This window comes from Pseudomonas sp. Q2-TVG4-2, from assembly GCF_013620795.1.
Classification (GTDB): domain Bacteria; phylum Pseudomonadota; class Gammaproteobacteria; order Pseudomonadales; family Pseudomonadaceae; genus Stutzerimonas.
The window spans coordinates 660082-675690 of sequence record NZ_LGLW01000001.1 but is presented as its reverse complement, the minus strand read 5'-3'; the positions used below and the strand labels follow the sequence as shown (position 1 = coordinate 675690).

Genomic DNA, 15609 nt, shown 5'->3' with positions numbered 1-15609 from the left:
TCTCTACGGCGGAGAGCATCCGGCCCTCCGTCGTCCCGGCTCCGAAAAGGTGAACGCGTATGGATGACTACGGCAGACCCCGCGCTACTCAGCCCACCCTTTACGTTCTTGATACCAACGTCCTTATCCACGATCCCAACGCGTTATTGAATTTCCAGGAGCATCAGGTCGCCATTCCGATGACCGTGCTGGAAGAGCTGGACCAGCTCAAGACCGGCAAGCACACCGTGGCGGCGGAGTGCCGCCAGGCCATTCGCCTGATCGACAAGGTGTTGGGCGATGCTACGCCCGAGGAGGTCGAGCTTGGCGTGCCTATCCAGCGCGAGAAGAGCGGGCCCTGCGGCAGCCTATCGATCCTGATGAGCAAGGGCGCTGACTCCAGCGCGCTTCCGGAAGATCTCAACGACAACAAGATCATTAACCAGGTCGTCGACCTGCAACGGCGCAGCAGCGGTGTTCCGGTGGTGCTGGTCACCAACGACATCAACATGCGCCTGAAGGCGCGTGCCTGCGGTGTCGCTTCGGAGGACTACCACACCGACAAGTTGGTGGACGACGTAGGCCAGCTATCGCGCGGGTACCACAGTCTGAGCGGGTCGTTCTGGGACCGAGTCAGCAAGGTCGATACTCATCAAGGACATGGACGGACCTGGCACCGTGTTCAGCTGATCGACAACCTGCCTGCCGTGCACATCAATGAATTCATCCTCGACGAGCAGGGCTTTGTCGGCTGGATCAAGGGCATCAAGGCGGACGAATTGCTATTGCTTGATATGCATCAGGAGCCGCTGATGCATCAGGAAGCCTGGGGGCTGCGTCCTCGCGACATCCATCAGGCGTTGGCGCTGTTCGCTTTGCTCGATCCAGACATCCATCTGGTCAACCTGTCGGGCGCAGCCGGCTCCGGCAAGACCATTCTGGCGCTCGCCGCGGCCATCGAGCAGACCGTGGTGAGCAAGCGTTACCGGCGGATCATCGCCACGCGTAGCGTGCAGGGGTTGGATGAGGACATCGGTTTTTTACCGGGTACCGAAGCGGAAAAGATGGAGCCCTGGCTCGGTGCAATTACCGATAACCTCGAAGCGCTGCACATGGATGACGAAAGTACTCATGGCAGCGTCGACTACATCCTGCAGAAGGTGCCGCTGCAATTCAAATCCCTGAACTACATCCGTGGTCGCAGCTTCCAGCAGAGCCTGATCCTGATCGACGAATGTCAGAACCTCACACCTCACCAGATGAAGACCATCATCACTCGGGCCGGTAGCGGATCGAAGGTGATATGCCTGGGCAACCTGGCGCAGATCGATACGCCCTATCTGTCGGCCACCAGTTCGGGGCTGACCTACCTCACCGAGCGTTTCAAGGATTTTCCACACGGCATGCACATCACCTTGCAGGGCGTCCCACGTTCGGTCTTGGCGGAGTATGCCGAGGCCCATATGTAGTCCGCTGATGCACACCGGATGAAGGCGGCCGGTTGGGCTCGGAGCGGCATACTGTGTATACAATGTGCCGCATCGATTTTCGGAGTCGCCTGTTTATGCTTACTCACCTTGATTCCAACGGCCGCGCCAACATGGTCGACGTCACCGCCAAGGCTATAACCGCTCGCGAGGCGGTGGCGGAGGCAAAGGTGCGTATGCGCCCCGAAACCCTGCAAATGATTCAGCAGGGTGGCCATCCCAAGGGCGACGTTTTTGCCGTGGCCCGTATTGCCGGCATCCAGGCGGCGAAAAAGACCCACGAACTGATACCGCTCTGCCACCCGTTGCTGCTGACCAGCATCAAGGTGGAGCTTCAACCGGAAGGGGATGACTGCGTGCGCATTCAGGCACGCTGCAAGCTGGCCGGTCAGACCGGTGTCGAAATGGAAGCGCTGACGGCGGCGAGTATCGCGGCATTGACTATCTACGATATGTGTAAGGCGGTCGATAAGGGCATGGTCGTGGAGAGTGTCCGGCTGCTGGAGAAATTGGGTGGAAAAAGTGGACATTGGCAGGTGCCAGCATGATCCAGGTGCAGTATTTCGCACGTTATCGTGAGGCACTTGGCCTCGATACCGAGCAAGTGGAGTGGGACGCGTCGCTTCGGCAGGTCGACGATCTCAGGCTGCAGTTGCTGGCGCGCGGCAACGAATGGTCGGTACTGGGCGAGCAGCACTTGATGTGCGCTCGCAATCAGGAACTGTGCGGGCTAGACGAGCCGTTGGCCGACGGCGATGAAGTGGCCTTCTTCCCTACCGTGACAGGAGGTTGAGATGAGCGTGCGTGTCCAACAGGCCCCGTTCGACCCGGGCGCCGAGCTCAATGCACTGCACGCCGCCAACCTCGGCATCGGCGCGGTAACCGGCTTTGTCGGCTATGTGCGCGATTTCAACGACGGACAGGATGTCGCCGGGATGTTCCTCGAGCATGCCCCGGGGATGACGGAGAAGGCGCTGCAGAAGATCATTGAGGAGGCGAATGCACGTTGGCCTTTGCTCAAGCTGGAGATACTGCACCGGGTCGGACGACTCGAGCCGGGCGAGCCAATCGTATTCGTCGGCGCCGCCAGCGCACACCGCGAGGCTGCGTTCGATGGCTGTCGCTTCGTTATGGATTACCTGAAGACTCGCGCGCCGTTCTGGAAGAAAGAAGACACCCCGTCCGGCCCGCGCTGGGTGGAGGGACGTTGCAGCGACCAGATTGCTGCGCAGCGGTGGCGGCAGGAGTAAGGCCTTAGCCGAAGGTGATCTGGAGCTTATAGAAAAGCGTGGAGAGCATCGACAGAATACCCAGGCCGAGCAGCGCGGGCCCCCATTTTTGCTCACGATAATTGAAGCCTGCTCCCATCAGCACAAAGCTCGCGATGATCAGCAATACCATGAGATTAAGGCGATCCATGGGAAGCTCCTGGGATTGAATGGCTTTATTCAACTCTAGGCGCTTTTGCGGACCAACGTCTCATCTGGACCATTTGGCCCGGTGCTTGGGGTATCAGGCAATAAGAACAGAAAAGGCGAAACCTATGGCTTCGCCTTTTCTGTTCTTATTGCCGTGGGCTGACGCTCAGCGCTTGGGCGGAACCGGTGCCAGGAGTTCGGCTGGCGGCATTTCGCAGCTGATCTTGCGACCCAGCAGCGTTTCGATCGCCGGCAGGGCAAAGGCGTCGTCCTCGCCGGCGAAGCTGATCGAGGTCCCGGTCGCGCCGGCCCGACCGGTGCGGCCGATGCGATGCACGTAATCATCCGGAACTTCCGGCAAGGTGAAATTGATCACGTGACTGATGCCATCGACGTGTATTCCGCGGCCGGCGACGTCGGTTGCCACCATGACGCGAATCTTGCCCTCGCGGAAGCCTTCCAATGCGCGGATCCGCTTGTGCTGGGGCACGTCTCCCGACATCTGTACGGCACTGATGCCGTCACGGGTGAGGCGTTCCTCGATACGACGAACCTCGTCCTTACGGTTGGCGAAGACCATCACACGGGTCCAGTCGTTCTGAGTGATCAGGTTGTAGAGCAGCTTGTACTTATCGCTGCCCGCCACGGCATAGACGTGTTGCTCGACGGAGTCGCTGGCAACGTTCACCGCCTCGATCTCTACAATCGCCGGGTCGGTCGTCCATTGCTTGGCCAGGTTCATCACGTCCTCGGTGAAGGTGGCGGAGAACAGCAGCGTCTGGCGTTCGCTCTTTGGCGGGGTCTGACGGATGATCTGGCGAACCTGCGGGATGAAGCCCATGTCGAGCATCCGGTCGGCTTCATCGAGCACCAGCACTTCAACCATGTCCAGGTGCACTTCGCCGCGCTGATTGAAATCGAGCAGTCGCCCCGGCGTGGCGACGAGGATGTCGCAATAGCGGCTTTCCAGTGCCTTGAGCTGTTTGTCGAAGTCCATACCGCCGACGAAGCTCATCACGTTCAGGCCGGTGTACTTGGTCAGGTTCAGCGCGTCGTTGGCGATTTGCACCACCAGTTCGCGGGTCGGCGCAATGATCAGCGCGCGTGGCTCGCCCATGTAACGGTCGCTGGGCGGCGGTGTCTGCAGCAATTGGGTGATGGTGGAGATCAGGAAGGCTGCGGTTTTACCGGTGCCGGTCTGGGCGCGTCCGATCGCATCACGGCCTTGGAGTGTGAACCCCAGAACCTGGGCCTGGATCGGAGTGCAATAGGGGAAACCCAGATCGTGAATGGCGTGCATCAGTTCCGGGGCGAGCTTGAAGTCATGGAAGCGTGTCTTGCCCTCGGCCGGCTCGACCTGAAAGTCTTCCAGCGCCCAGGCTAGGACGGGTGATGCCGCAGGTTTGCTGGAACTTTGGCGACGAGGCTTGGGCGCCGCGGTCACAGCCGTGTCGGCTAGCTGCGTGGCTGGCGCTTCGGGAGGCGCAGAACGAGGAATGTCTACATGCTTCGGGGTGTTGCCAGCGGGTTGGGCGGCAGGTTGCTCGGCCGGGCCTTTGCCAAATATCTTCTTTAGTGCTTTGAGCACGGTTTCGTCTCTATCTATAGGTTCGCCCGCCAGTGTAATGCAAGAAGCAGATACGGCGAAGACTTGCGCTGGCCCGGTATCACCGTTGTCATGCGGCAGGCTGCGGGCGCTGTGTCCGCTCAGCCGCACACGCGGTTTCTTCCCCGCGCCTTGGCTTGATAAAGCGCCTGATCGGCGGTGTGAATCAATGTTTCCAGTTCATCCTTTGGCTGCATTGGCGCGACGCCAATCGAGATCGTCACACCAGGCAGCGTGCCTATCGGTGAGCGGAACGACGTGATCGCTTCAAGGCTCTGGCGCAGCCGCTCGCCAACATTTCGTGCATCGTCCAATGCCATGTCGGGAAGCAGGATCACGAATTCCTCGCCGCCGTAGCGCACCAGGCTATCGGTCGGACGAAGAAGTTTGCCCAGTGTGTCGACCACCAGGCAAAGCGCGTGATCGCCCGCGAGGTGGCCGTGCCTGTCGTTGTAGTCTTTGAATCGGTCGACGTCGAGCATGAGGACCGAGAGCGGCTGACCATTGAATGCGCAGCGGGTGCTTTCGCGGTTATAGATGTGCTCCAGCCAGCGCCGGTTGAACGAGCCAGTGAGCGTGTCCAGATTGGCGTTCTGTTCGCTATTGATGATCAGCCGATCGCTTAGGCGGACGCGCTGGCAGAGCAATTCCGCGAGGTTCTGCATCAGCTTCGGCGAGCGGGTAAGCAGCGGCATTGCGCGGCGATGCAGCCGCAGCAGCACCGTAGGTTTGAGCGCAACGACGTAGGCCGAAGGGTGCAGGTTATCCATGAAGCTGATTTCACCGGCACAGTCACCTGGTCCGATCGCACGCACCGGGTGGCTATCGAGCGAGTCGAGGTGAACAGCCAGTTCGCCTTCAAGCACAAGGTAAAGGAAGTGATTGTGCTCGAGTGGCGAAAGCAGAATGCCGCCGGCTTCAATCAGACAGGGCTCGAACGCCTCCTGCATCAGCCGCAAGCAGGGCTCGTCCACATTGTCCAGCAGGCGCGCCTGGTTGAGGTGTCGCATCTCGGCCCGCCACTCGACAAGCTGCATGACTGCAGCACCCGGCTGGATGATCTTCGTCATGACTATCGCAGGTGCCCCGTAACTGCCGGCTGGGTCGGCTTCGTATGGCCGCGATGAGCGCTACAACGGCAGGCGCATCGAGTCTGGATCTACCCATGCCAAGCGTAGCCGTAGTTGGCCGGGAGGCAGGCGTGCAACGTCACATTTTGCAGATGACGCGCTCAAGCTTGTCACGCCGATCAATCGAGACGAACGGCGAGCCAATCAGCTATATCGCGGATCTCATCCGGGAGTACCTCGTGAGCCATAGGGTATTCCTTCCACTCGGCGGCGACGTCGTTTTGCCCCAGGCACTCATAAGCGGCGCGCCCCATCGAGGGCAACACGACATTGTCTTGCGCACCGTGCAGGCACAGTACCGGCAGGCTTGCCTGCGACGAAGACAGCTTGAGATCGGCGCCGAACGTGGGCGCGTAGGTGGACAGTGCCAAGACCCCGCCGAGCGGTCCGGCCCAGCGCAGGAAGGCGGTGTGGTAGACCACTGCGCCACCTTGGGAGAATCCTGCTAGGAAGATGCGTCGAGGGTCGATGCCGCTGTCGCGCTGCGCCTCGATCAGCGCTATCACGGCTTGAGCTGACTGTTCGAGCTGTGCCTGGTTGATCGCGCGCGCGGGACTCATGGCCAGGATGTCGTACCAGCTTGGCATCGCCCAGCCGCCATTGATGGTCACCGCCTGAGTCGGCGCTTGAGGCAATACGAAGCGTGTCCGCAACAAGCGTTGCTGCAGGGCTTCGGCCACCGGCAGGAAATCATAGCGATCTGCGCCGAGGCCGTGCAGCCAGATAACGCATGAGTCGGCGGTTGTTGCGGGTTCGATGATCAAGGGGGCACTCATGTCGGGCTCCGGCTGGGGCTCGCCTCAAGTTGGGGCGAGCGCGGGGGTCAATGCAGCAATTTGCGGCGAGGTTACCTGTACTGATGGTTCCGATGAAGCGTGCAAAAGTGCCGAGCATGCTTTTTATTCGATCTGGTATGCCGCTTGCTTTGTTCCCTTGCGCCATATGCGCCGATGTCGTCCACGTTCTCGTGAACAAGCGCATCGGCGGGAGTTGCTGATAATCAATCGGCGACTAGACTCAGGTCAGGTACTTCTGCCGCACCGGACGACGCGTGTCGGCTGGCGTATGGCAATGCCGACAGAAGGCCCCGACCCCGCAGAATAAAAGCAAACTGGAGGTTTCGATGATAAGGGTTAAATCCACACTGGCCGTGCTTGGCGCCGCGACACTTTTGGGCACCAGCGGCTTGGCGCAGGCAGGGGCGACCCTGGATGCGGTGAAGAGCAAAGGCTTCGTGCAGTGCGGCGTCAGCGACGGGCTGCCGGGCTTCTCCTACACCGATGCCAAGGGCGAGTACAAGGGAATCGATGTGGATGTCTGCCGCGCGGTAGCGGCTGCAGTATTTGGCGACGCCAGCAAGGTCAAGTTCAGCCCGCTGACCGCCAAGGAGCGCTTCACTGCACTGCAATCCGGTGAAGTCGACGTGCTTTCGCGAAACACCACCTGGACCAGTTCGCGGGATGCGGCGATGGGGCTGAATTTCACTGGCGTCACCTACTATGACGGACAGGGATTCCTGGTCAACAAGGAGGTCGGTGTGTCTAGCGCCAAGGAGCTTGACGGCGCCACCGTCTGCATCCAGGCGGGTACCACCACCGAACTGAACCTCTCCGACTATTTCCGAGCCAACAACCTCAAGTACACCCCGATCACTTACGACACCTCTGACGAAAGCGCCAAGTCGCTGGAGTCCGGTCGCTGCGACGTGCTCACCTCTGACCAGTCCCAGCTGTACGCACAGCGCATCAAACTGGCCAATCCGGGCGATTACGTCGTGCTGCCTGAAGTTATCTCCAAGGAACCACTCGGCCCGGCCGTGCGTCAGGGTGACGAGGAATGGTTCGACATCGTGCGCTGGTCGTTGTTGGCGATGATCAATGCTGAGGAGCTGGGCGTAACCGCTGCAAATGTCGAGGAAACTGCAAAAAACACCAAGAATCCCGATGTGGCACGGTTGCTCGGGGCGGAGGGCGAATACGGCAAGGACTTGAAATTACCGAAGGACTGGGCGGTGCAGATCGTCAAACAAGTGGGCAATTATGGTGAAGTGTTCGAGCGCAACATTGGCTCCGGTAGCGAACTGAAGATCGAACGTGGTCTGAATGCGCTCTGGACCAATGGAGGTCTGCAGTACGCGCCACCGGTGCGTTGACCGAGCCGGGTCGGCGGGAAGCCGGCCTTGTTTCAAGGATGAGCGCTGCCGGTGCACTCGCACCGGCTGTGCCTGATGAGGTTTCTTGATGCGAACCATCGCCAAAACGGGGGTAGCGCGCGGCTCGCTGCTCACGGATCCGCAGGCGCGTGCCTGGCTGTTCCAGGTCATCGCCGTCATAACAGTCGTAGGCATCGGCTGGTTTCTGTTCCACAACACCCAGACCAACCTCGCTCACCGGGGCATTACGTCAGGCTTCGGCTTCCTCGATAACGCTGCCGGTTTTGGCATTTCTCAACACCTGATCGACTACAGCGAGAGCGATTCCTACGGACGAGTGTTCTGGGTCGGCTTGCTCAATACGTTGCTGGTCAGCGTCATCGGGATAATCCTGGCGACTATTATCGGATTCATTCTCGGAGTGGCGCGGTTGTCTCCGAACTGGCTGATCCGTCAAATCGCCACTGTCTATATCGAGACCTTCCGTAATATCCCGCCACTGCTGCAGATTTTCTTCGTCTATTTCGCCGTGCTTGCACCATTGCCGGGACCGCGGGATAGCCTGAGTCTGTGGGATGTGATCTTCGTGAACAATCGTGGTGTTCAGATGCCCTCGCCCAGCGCAGGGGACGGCTTCTGGCCGTTCTGGATAGCGCTGTTCGTGGCGTTGGTGGCGATCGTCATGCTCAACCGTTGGGCGCGGGCGCGGCGTCACGCCACCGGTCAGCTATTTCCAGTGTTCTGGAGCAGCCTGGCGCTGTTCATTGCGCTGCCGGGGTTGTGTGCGCTGCTCTTCGGCGCGCCGTTCCTTTGGGAGGTCCCCGAGCTGCAGCGTTTCAATATTCGCGGCGGCTGGGTTGTAATACCCGAGCTGGTTTCGATCGTGCTGGCGCTGTCGATCTACACCGCAGCCTTTATTGGTGAAACAGTACGCGCCGGAATCCAGTCGGTTAGTCATGGACAGACCGAAGCAGCCGCTTCGCTGGGCCTTCGCCCGGGGCGGGTACTGCGTCTGGTGATCATCCCGCAGGCGCTGCGCGTGATCATTCCGCCGCTGACCAGCCAATATCTCAACCTGGCTAAGAACTCTTCGCTGGCGGCTGCGATCGGCTATCCCGACATGGTCTCGCTGTTTGCCGGCACAGTGCTGAACCAGACCGGCCAGGCGATCGAAACCATGGCCATCACCATGAGCGTGTACCTCGCCATCAGTATCAGCATTTCGCTGTTGATGAACTGGTACAACAAGCGCATTGCGCTGATCGAGCGGTAAGGACGAGCGCATGACGACCCATACCTTCAAACCGGACCTGCCGGCGCCGTCCACCAATATCGGTGTGGTGGGCTGGATGCGGGCCAATCTGTTCTCCAGCTGGATCAATACGCTACTCACGCTGGTCGGGCTGTATCTGATCTGGCTGATCGTTCCGCCCATCATCGAGTGGGCAATCATCAAGGCCGACTGGACCGGCGAGACGCGGGCCGACTGCACCCGCGAGGGCGCGTGCTGGGTCTTCGTGCAGACGCGCTTCAGCCAGTTCATGTACGGCTTCTATCCACCGGAACTGCGCTGGCGGGTAGATGCGACCGCCTGGCTCGCAATCATCGGCGCTGCGCCCCTGTTCCTGCGGCAGATGCGACACAAGGTGCGCTATGGCATCGCCTATCTGGTGGTGTATCCATTGCTTGCCTACTGGCTGTTGCACGGCGGCTTTCTAGGTCTCGAAACGGTATCGACCAGCCGCTGGGGCGGGCTGATGCTGACCATCGTCATCGCAGCAGTGGGCATCGCCGGGGCGCTGCCGCTTGGCATTCTGCTGGCGCTCGGCCGGCGTTCGGACATGCCGGCGATCCGCGTGCTGTGCGTGACCTTTATCGAGTTCTGGCGTGGCGTACCGCTGATCACCGTGCTGTTTATGTCCTCAGTGATGCTTCCGCTGTTTCTGCCCGAGGAGATGAATCTCGACAAGCTCATGCGGGCGATGGTGATGGTGGTCTTCTTCGAGGCGGCCTACATCGCCGAAGTGGTACGCGGCGGCCTGCAGGCTATCCCCAAAGGACAATACGAGGCGGCTGCGGCGATGGGCCTGGGTTACTGGCGCAGCATGATCTTGGTGATCCTGCCCCAGGCGCTGAAGATGGTCATACCGGGCATCGTCAACACCTTCATCGCGCTGTTCAAGGACACCAGCCTGGTGATCATCATCGGCCTGTTCGACTTCCTCAACAGCATCAAACGCGCCACTTCCGACCCTGCCTGGCTCGGCATGTCGACCGAGGGTTACGTGTTCGCTGCGCTGGTTTACTGGATTTTCTGCTTTGGTATGTCGCGCTATTCCATGCATCTGGAACGCAAGCTCGACACCGGCCACCGGAACTAAGGAAAACATCATGAACGACACATCTCTGCAACCTGAGCAGTCTGAGCGGGCCGGTGAACCGGTCATTCAGATGCAGGGCGTACATAAATGGTTCGGCCAGTTTCACGTACTCAAGGACATCAACCTCAACGTCACCCAGGGCGAGCGCATCGTCCTGTGCGGACCGTCGGGCTCAGGCAAGTCCACCACCATTCGCTGCCTCAATCGTCTTGAGGAGCATCAGCAGGGCCGCATCGTGATCAATGGTGTGGAGCTGACCAATGATTTGAAGCAGATCGAGGCAATTCGCAGCGAGGTCGGCATGGTGTTCCAGCATTTCAATCTGTTCCCGCACCTCACCGTACTGCAGAACTGCACCTTGGCGCCGATGTGGGTGCGCAAGCTGCCCCGGCGTCAGGCCGAGGAAATCGCGATGCATTATCTGGAACGCGTACGGATTCCGGAGCAGGCCGACAAATTCCCAGGACAGCTCTCGGGCGGCCAGCAGCAGCGGGTCGCGATTGCCCGCGCACTGTGCATGAAACCGAAGATCATGCTGTTCGACGAGCCTACCTCGGCGCTGGATCCGGAAATGGTCAAGGAAGTGTTGGATACCATGGTTGGCCTCGCCGAAAGCGGGATGACCATGCTTTGCGTGACCCATGAAATGGGCTTCGCCCGCACCGTCGCCGATCGGGTGATATTCATGGATAAGGGCGAGATCGTGGAGGAAGCCGATCCGGAAACCTTCTTCACCAATCCGAGCAATGAGCGCACTAAGCTGTTCCTGAGCCAGATATTGCATTAAGGGCACAGCGACATGTTTGGGGGTAGGGTGGGCTGAAGCGGAGCACCGCCCGGCCGGCCCTACCGTGCTTGCCGGGCGATCGGCGTCAGCCGTCACCCTGAATCGCTCCCAGCTTCCAGCAGGCTTAGCCTCGAACGCTGTCATGGGCTAGAATACGCGGCCCGACTGCTCCCCTCTCCGAGGCTGTTCCGACGATGTTGATCCTGCGCGGCACTCCCGCTCTTTCCGCCTTCCGTCACGGCAAGCTCCTGGCACAACTGACCGCGAAGGTCCCCGCCGTGAGCGGGTTGTACGCCGAGTTTTCCCATTTCGCCGAAGTTTCCGGCACGCTTGGCGCGGACGAGGAGCACGTGCTCTCCCGGCTGCTGAAATATGGTCCGAGCGTACCGGTTCAGGAACCGTCCGGTCGGCTGTTCCTCGTGATCCCCCGTTTCGGAACCATCTCTCCCTGGTCGAGCAAGGCCAGCGACATTGCCCACAACTGTGGGCTCAACAAGATTCAACGCTTGGAACGTGGCATCGCCTATTACGTGGCGGGGGACTTCTCCGACGACGAGGCCCAACAGATCGCTGCGGCCTTGCATGATCGAATGACCCAATCGGTGCTCGAGCGCTTCGAAGACGCCGCGAACCTGTTCAGCCATGCCCAGCCGAAGCCATTGACCGCCGTTGACGTGCTGGGCGGCGGGCGCGCTGCGCTGGAGCGGGCCAATGTGGAGCTGGGTCTGGCGCTGGCCGACGATGAGATCGATTATCTGGTGGCCAGTTTCACCGATCTGGGGCGCAATCCCCACGACATCGAGTTGATGATGTTCGCCCAGGCCAACTCCGAGCATTGCCGCCACAAAATCTTCAATGCCAGCTGGGATATCGACGGCGAGAACCAGGACAAGTCCCTGTTCGGGATGATCAAGAACACCTTCCAGCTGCACGGCGAAGGTGTGCTGTCCGCTTACAAGGACAACGCCGCTGTGATCGTCGGCAATGTGGCGGGGCGCTTCTATCCGAACCCGGAAACCGGCGAATACGCGGCCAACCAGGAGCCGGTGCATATCCTGATGAAGGTGGAAACCCACAACCACCCGACAGCCATTGCGCCGTTCCCAGGGGCCGCTACTGGCTCCGGTGGTGAGATCCGTGACGAAGGCGCCACGGGCCGTGGTGCCAAACCCAAGGCCGGTCTCACTGGCTTTACCGTTTCCAACCTGAACATCCCCGGCTTCGAGCAGCCTTGGGAAGTCCCTTATGGCAAGCCGGAACGCATCGTCACGCCGTTGGACATCATGATCGAAGGCCCACTGGGCGGTGCGGCGTTCAACAATGAGTTCGGTCGGCCTGCATTGAACGGTTATTTCCGTACCTTCGAACAATCGATCAATACCCCACATGGCGAGGAAGTCCGCGGTTACCACAAGCCGATCATGCTCGCCGGCGGCATGGGCAACATCCGCGAAGATCACGTACAGAAGGCCGATATCTCGGTCGGCGGCAAGCTGATCGTCCTCGGTGGCCCGGCGATGCTGATCGGTCTCGGCGGTGGCGCGGCCTCGTCGATGGCGACCGGCAGCAGCTCGGCGGATCTCGATTTCGCATCGGTGCAGCGGGACAACCCCGAAATGGAGCGCCGCTGCCAGGAGGTCATCGACCGCTGCTGGCAGCTGGGCGACAAGAACCCCATCAAGTTCATTCACGATGTCGGTGCCGGTGGCCTATCCAACGCCTTCCCGGAACTGGTCAACGACGGTGGTCGCGGCGGGCGCTTCGAGCTGCGCAAAGTACCCAACGACGAGCCGGGTATGGCGCCGCTGGAGATCTGGTGCAACGAATCCCAGGAGCGCTATGTGCTGTCGGTCGACGCGGCCGATCTGGAGCGCTTCGAAGCCATCTGCAAGCGTGAACGCTGTCCCTTCGCCGTCGTCGGTGAAGCCACCGCCGAACCGCATCTGACCGTCTCCGACAGCCATTTTGGCAATGATCCGGTCGACATGCCGCTCAACGTACTGCTCGGCAAGGCGCCGCGCATGCACCGCAGCGCGGCTCGCGAGGCTGAGCTTGGCGATGATTTCGCGGCGGATCAGGTAGACCTGTCCGAAGCGATCGACCGCGTGCTGCATCATCCGGCGGTGGCCAGCAAGAGCTTCCTGATTACCATCGGCGACCGCAGCATCACCGGCATGGTGGCGCGCGATCAGATGGTCGGCCCTTGGCAGGTTCCGGTGGCCGATTGCGCCGTCACGGCTACCAGTTATGACGTCTACACAGGCGAAGCCATGGCCATGGGCGAGCGCACGCCGCTGGCATTGCTGGACGCGCCGGCATCGGGCCGCATGGCCATTGGCGAAACCCTGACCAACCTCGCCGCTGCCCGCATCGAGAAGATTTCCGACATCAAACTCTCCGCCAACTGGATGGCCGCTGCTGGCCATCCGGGCGAAGATGCGCGTCTCTATGACACGGTCAAAGCGGTTGGCATGGAACTGTGCCCGGAGTTGGGCATCACCATTCCGGTCGGCAAGGACTCGATGTCGATGAAGACCCGCTGGACCGACGAGGGCGCCGAAAAAAGTGTGACGTCGCCGTTGTCGCTGATCGTGTCCGGTTTCGCGCCAGTGGTGGACATTCGCCAGACCCTGACACCGCAGCTGCGTCTGGACAAGGGCGAAACCGATCTGGTGCTAATCGATCTCGGCCGCGGTCAGAACCGCATGGGCGCGTCGATCCTGGCACAGGTCTACGGCCAGATGGCACGCCAGGCGCCGGATGTCGATGACGCCGAAGACCTGCAGGCCTTCTTCGCCGTGATCCAGGGTCTCAACGCTGACGGACTGTTGCTGGCCTATCATGACCGGTCGGACGGCGGCTTGCTGACCACTGCGCTGGAAATGGCGTTCTCCGGGCACTGCGGTCTCAACCTCAACCTTGATGGTCTGGCCGAGAATACGGCGCAGATTCCCGCGGCGCTGTTCAACGAAGAACTGGGCGCGCTGATTCAGGTGCGCCAGGGCGACACCGAGGTTGTTCTCGCACAGTTCAGCGCCGCAGGTCTCGCCGACTGCGTTTCGGTCATTGGCCAGCCAGTCAACAACGCGCACGTGGCGATCAAATTCGAGGGTTCGGATGTGTTCGCCGGCGATCGCCGTCTGCTGCAACGTCAGTGGTCCGAGACCAGTTATCAGATCCAGCGCCTGCGGGACAACGTCGATTGCGCTGATCAAGAATTCGATGCGCTGCTCGAAGAAGACAATCCCGGCTTGAGCGTCACCCTGGGCTTCGATGTCAATGAAGACATCGCGGCGCCTTATATCAAGCGTGGCATCAGGCCCGAAGTGGCGATTCTGCGCGAACAGGGCGTCAATGGTCAGAGCGAGATGGCGGCGGCATTTGATCGCTCCGGTTTCGCAGCGGTCGACGTGCATATGAGCGACATCCTGTCGGGACGCATCAGCCTCGAGCGATTCAAGGGGCTGGTGGCCTGTGGCGGTTTCTCTTACGGCGACGTCCTCGGTGCAGGCGAAGGCTGGGCCAAGTCGATTCTGTTCAACAGCCGCGCCCGTGAAGATTTCAGTGCCTTCTTCGAGCGCAAGGACAGCTTCGCTCTAGGTGTCTGCAATGGCTGCCAGATGTTCTCCAATCTCCACGAACTGGTGCCTGGCAGCGAGTCCTGGCCGCACTTCGTGCGCAACCGCTCCGAGCAGTTCGAAGCGCGTGTAGCCATGGTTCAGGTTCAGGACTCGCCATCGATTTTCCTTCAGGGCATGGCCGGTTCCCGTCTGCCTATTGCCATCGCGCATGGGGAAGGGCATGCGGAGTTCGAAAGCGAAGAAGCACTGCTCGAGGCCGATCTCTCTGGCACCGTTGCGTTGCGCTACATCGACAATCACGGCAAGGTCACCGAGCGCTATCCGGCCAACCCAGGCGGCTCGCCGCGCGGTATCACCGGTCTGACCACGCGTGACGGCCGGATAACCATCATGATGCCGCATCCGGAGCGCGTGTTCCGTGCGGTGACCAACTCCTGGCGCCCGGACGAGTGGCAGGAAGATGGTGGCTGGATGCGCATGTTCCGCAACGCGCGAGTCTGGGTCGACTGAGCCAGGCGGAACGAAATAGCCCGGAAGCGTGCTGGCGCTCCGGGCTTTTTTCATAACTGTGATTCGGTTGACCAGGGCTGGTGAACCAAGCGCATACGGCAACGTCTGAAGTTGGCACTTGGATGTGCCGAGCCGGATTCGGCAAACCTGGTTGCGTCGGTGGGCAAAGGTGTTCCGTCGACAGTTCTCTATGCGGAGATATTGATGTACAAGCTGTGTTTCTATGTTCCGGAAAGCCATCTGGATGCAGTCAAGAAAGCGGTTTTTGCAGCTGGTGCCGGGCGGATCGGCGCGTACGACAGCTGCTGCTGGCAAGTGCTCGGGCACGGCCAGTATCGGCCGCTCGAAGGCAGTAAGCCTTTCCTCGGGCAGCTAGGCCAGGTGCACTCGGTATCCGAGTGGAAAGTCGAGTTGGTCGTGGCCGACGAGCTGATTCATGACAGCGTCAAAGCGCTCAAACGCACCCATCCGTACGAAACGCCTGCGTTCGAGGTGTGGCGATTGTCCGACTTACAGTTCTGATTGAGCAAGGCAACGAAAAGCCCGAGTTCGCTGTTGGCGGCTCGGGCTTTCTTATG

14 protein-coding genes are annotated in these 15609 nt (G+C 60.5%); 10 read left to right on the top strand and 4 right to left on the bottom strand.

The features are described 5' to 3' along the window. Positions 1 to 59: 59 nt before the first annotated feature. From H3028_RS03340 to moaE, 4 genes are all read left to right on the top strand, one after another. Positions 60 to 1448, top strand: a complete 1389-nt coding sequence (locus H3028_RS03340; protein ID WP_181295653.1) for a PhoH family protein — start codon at positions 60 to 62, stop codon at positions 1446 to 1448. Positions 1449 to 1543: 95 nt separating this feature from the next. Continuing rightward, positions 1544 to 2014 (top strand): cyclic pyranopterin monophosphate synthase MoaC, encoded by a 471-nt coding sequence (gene moaC, locus H3028_RS03335; protein WP_181295652.1) that lies wholly within the window; start codon positions 1544 to 1546, stop codon positions 2012 to 2014. Next, positions 2011 to 2259 (top strand): MoaD/ThiS family protein, encoded by a 249-nt coding sequence (locus tag H3028_RS03330; protein WP_181295651.1) that lies wholly within the window; start codon positions 2011 to 2013, stop codon positions 2257 to 2259. The genes moaC and H3028_RS03330 overlap by 4 nt, the downstream gene beginning before the upstream one ends. A gap of 1 nt (position 2260) precedes the next feature. Then, a complete protein-coding gene (moaE, locus tag H3028_RS03325; RefSeq protein WP_181295650.1) occupies positions 2261 to 2716 on the top strand; it encodes a molybdopterin synthase catalytic subunit MoaE in 456 nt (151 codons plus the stop codon). Between the two features lie 4 nt (positions 2717 to 2720). On the opposite strand, the gene H3028_RS03320 is transcribed toward moaE, so the two are convergent. From H3028_RS03320 to H3028_RS03305, 4 genes are all read right to left on the bottom strand, one after another. Beyond that, positions 2721 to 2885, bottom strand: coding sequence for a hypothetical protein (locus H3028_RS03320; protein ID WP_168423559.1), 165 nt, complete (start codon positions 2883 to 2885; stop codon positions 2721 to 2723). Positions 2886 to 3050: 165 nt separating this feature from the next. After that, positions 3051 to 4472, bottom strand: a complete 1422-nt coding sequence (rhlB, locus tag H3028_RS03315; RefSeq protein WP_181295649.1) for an ATP-dependent RNA helicase RhlB — start codon at positions 4470 to 4472, stop codon at positions 3051 to 3053. Positions 4473 to 4591: 119 nt separating this feature from the next. Continuing rightward, positions 4592 to 5527 (bottom strand): GGDEF domain-containing protein, encoded by a 936-nt coding sequence (locus tag H3028_RS03310; protein ID WP_181295968.1) that lies wholly within the window; start codon positions 5525 to 5527, stop codon positions 4592 to 4594. 212 nt (positions 5528 to 5739) lie between these two features. Continuing rightward, the gene (locus H3028_RS03305) at positions 5740 to 6396 is read right to left on the bottom strand and encodes an alpha/beta hydrolase (RefSeq protein WP_181295648.1); all 657 of its coding nucleotides are present in this window, start codon (positions 6394 to 6396) and stop codon (positions 5740 to 5742) included. Between the two features lie 347 nt (positions 6397 to 6743). On the opposite strand from H3028_RS03305, the gene H3028_RS03300 reads away from it, so the two are divergent. From H3028_RS03300 to H3028_RS03275, 6 genes are all read left to right on the top strand, one after another. After that, positions 6744 to 7772, top strand: a complete 1029-nt coding sequence (locus H3028_RS03300) for an amino acid ABC transporter substrate-binding protein (RefSeq protein ID WP_181295647.1) — start codon at positions 6744 to 6746, stop codon at positions 7770 to 7772. 88 nt (positions 7773 to 7860) lie between these two features. After that, positions 7861 to 9045, top strand: coding sequence for an amino acid ABC transporter permease (locus tag H3028_RS03295; protein ID WP_181295646.1), 1185 nt, complete (start codon positions 7861 to 7863; stop codon positions 9043 to 9045). Between the two features lie 10 nt (positions 9046 to 9055). Continuing rightward, positions 9056 to 10153: an amino acid ABC transporter permease gene (locus H3028_RS03290; protein WP_181295645.1), complete on the top strand. Its 1098-nt coding sequence runs from the start codon at positions 9056 to 9058 to the stop codon at positions 10151 to 10153. A gap of 10 nt (positions 10154 to 10163) precedes the next feature. Beyond that, a complete protein-coding gene (locus H3028_RS03285) occupies positions 10164 to 10940 on the top strand; it encodes an amino acid ABC transporter ATP-binding protein (protein WP_181295644.1) in 777 nt (258 codons plus the stop codon). 194 nt (positions 10941 to 11134) lie between these two features. After that, entirely contained in the window at positions 11135 to 15031 is a 3897-nt protein-coding gene (gene purL / locus H3028_RS03280) for a phosphoribosylformylglycinamidine synthase (RefSeq protein WP_181295643.1), read from the top strand. 204 nt (positions 15032 to 15235) lie between these two features. Beyond that, positions 15236 to 15553, top strand: coding sequence for a YqfO family protein (locus H3028_RS03275; protein ID WP_181295642.1), 318 nt, complete (start codon positions 15236 to 15238; stop codon positions 15551 to 15553). The last annotated feature ends 56 nt before the right edge of the window (positions 15554 to 15609 follow it).

Bases quoted from the DNA above. Each gene is read 5' to 3' on its own strand.
- H3028_RS03340 (WP_181295653.1), top strand. From the start codon at position 60: ATGGATGACTACGGCAGACCCCGCGCTACTCAGCCCACCCTTTACGTT.
- moaC (WP_181295652.1), top strand. From the start codon at position 1,544: ATGCTTACTCACCTTGATTCCAACGGCCGCGCCAACATGGTCGACGTC.
- H3028_RS03330 (WP_181295651.1), top strand. From the start codon at position 2,011: ATGATCCAGGTGCAGTATTTCGCACGTTATCGTGAGGCACTTGGCCTC.
- moaE (WP_181295650.1), top strand. From the start codon at position 2,261: ATGAGCGTGCGTGTCCAACAGGCCCCGTTCGACCCGGGCGCCGAGCTC.
- H3028_RS03320 (WP_168423559.1), bottom strand. From the start codon at position 2,885: ATGGATCGCCTTAATCTCATGGTATTGCTGATCATCGCGAGCTTTGTG.
- H3028_RS03310 (WP_181295968.1), bottom strand. From the start codon at position 5,527: ATGCAGCTTGTCGAGTGGCGGGCCGAGATGCGACACCTCAACCAGGCG.
- H3028_RS03305 (WP_181295648.1), bottom strand. From the start codon at position 6,396: ATGAGTGCCCCCTTGATCATCGAACCCGCAACAACCGCCGACTCATGC.
- H3028_RS03300 (WP_181295647.1), top strand. From the start codon at position 6,744: ATGATAAGGGTTAAATCCACACTGGCCGTGCTTGGCGCCGCGACACTT.
- H3028_RS03295 (WP_181295646.1), top strand. From the start codon at position 7,861: ATGCGAACCATCGCCAAAACGGGGGTAGCGCGCGGCTCGCTGCTCACG.
- H3028_RS03290 (WP_181295645.1), top strand. From the start codon at position 9,056: ATGACGACCCATACCTTCAAACCGGACCTGCCGGCGCCGTCCACCAAT.
- H3028_RS03285 (WP_181295644.1), top strand. From the start codon at position 10,164: ATGAACGACACATCTCTGCAACCTGAGCAGTCTGAGCGGGCCGGTGAA.
- purL (WP_181295643.1), top strand. From the start codon at position 11,135: ATGTTGATCCTGCGCGGCACTCCCGCTCTTTCCGCCTTCCGTCACGGC.
- H3028_RS03275 (WP_181295642.1), top strand. From the start codon at position 15,236: ATGTACAAGCTGTGTTTCTATGTTCCGGAAAGCCATCTGGATGCAGTC.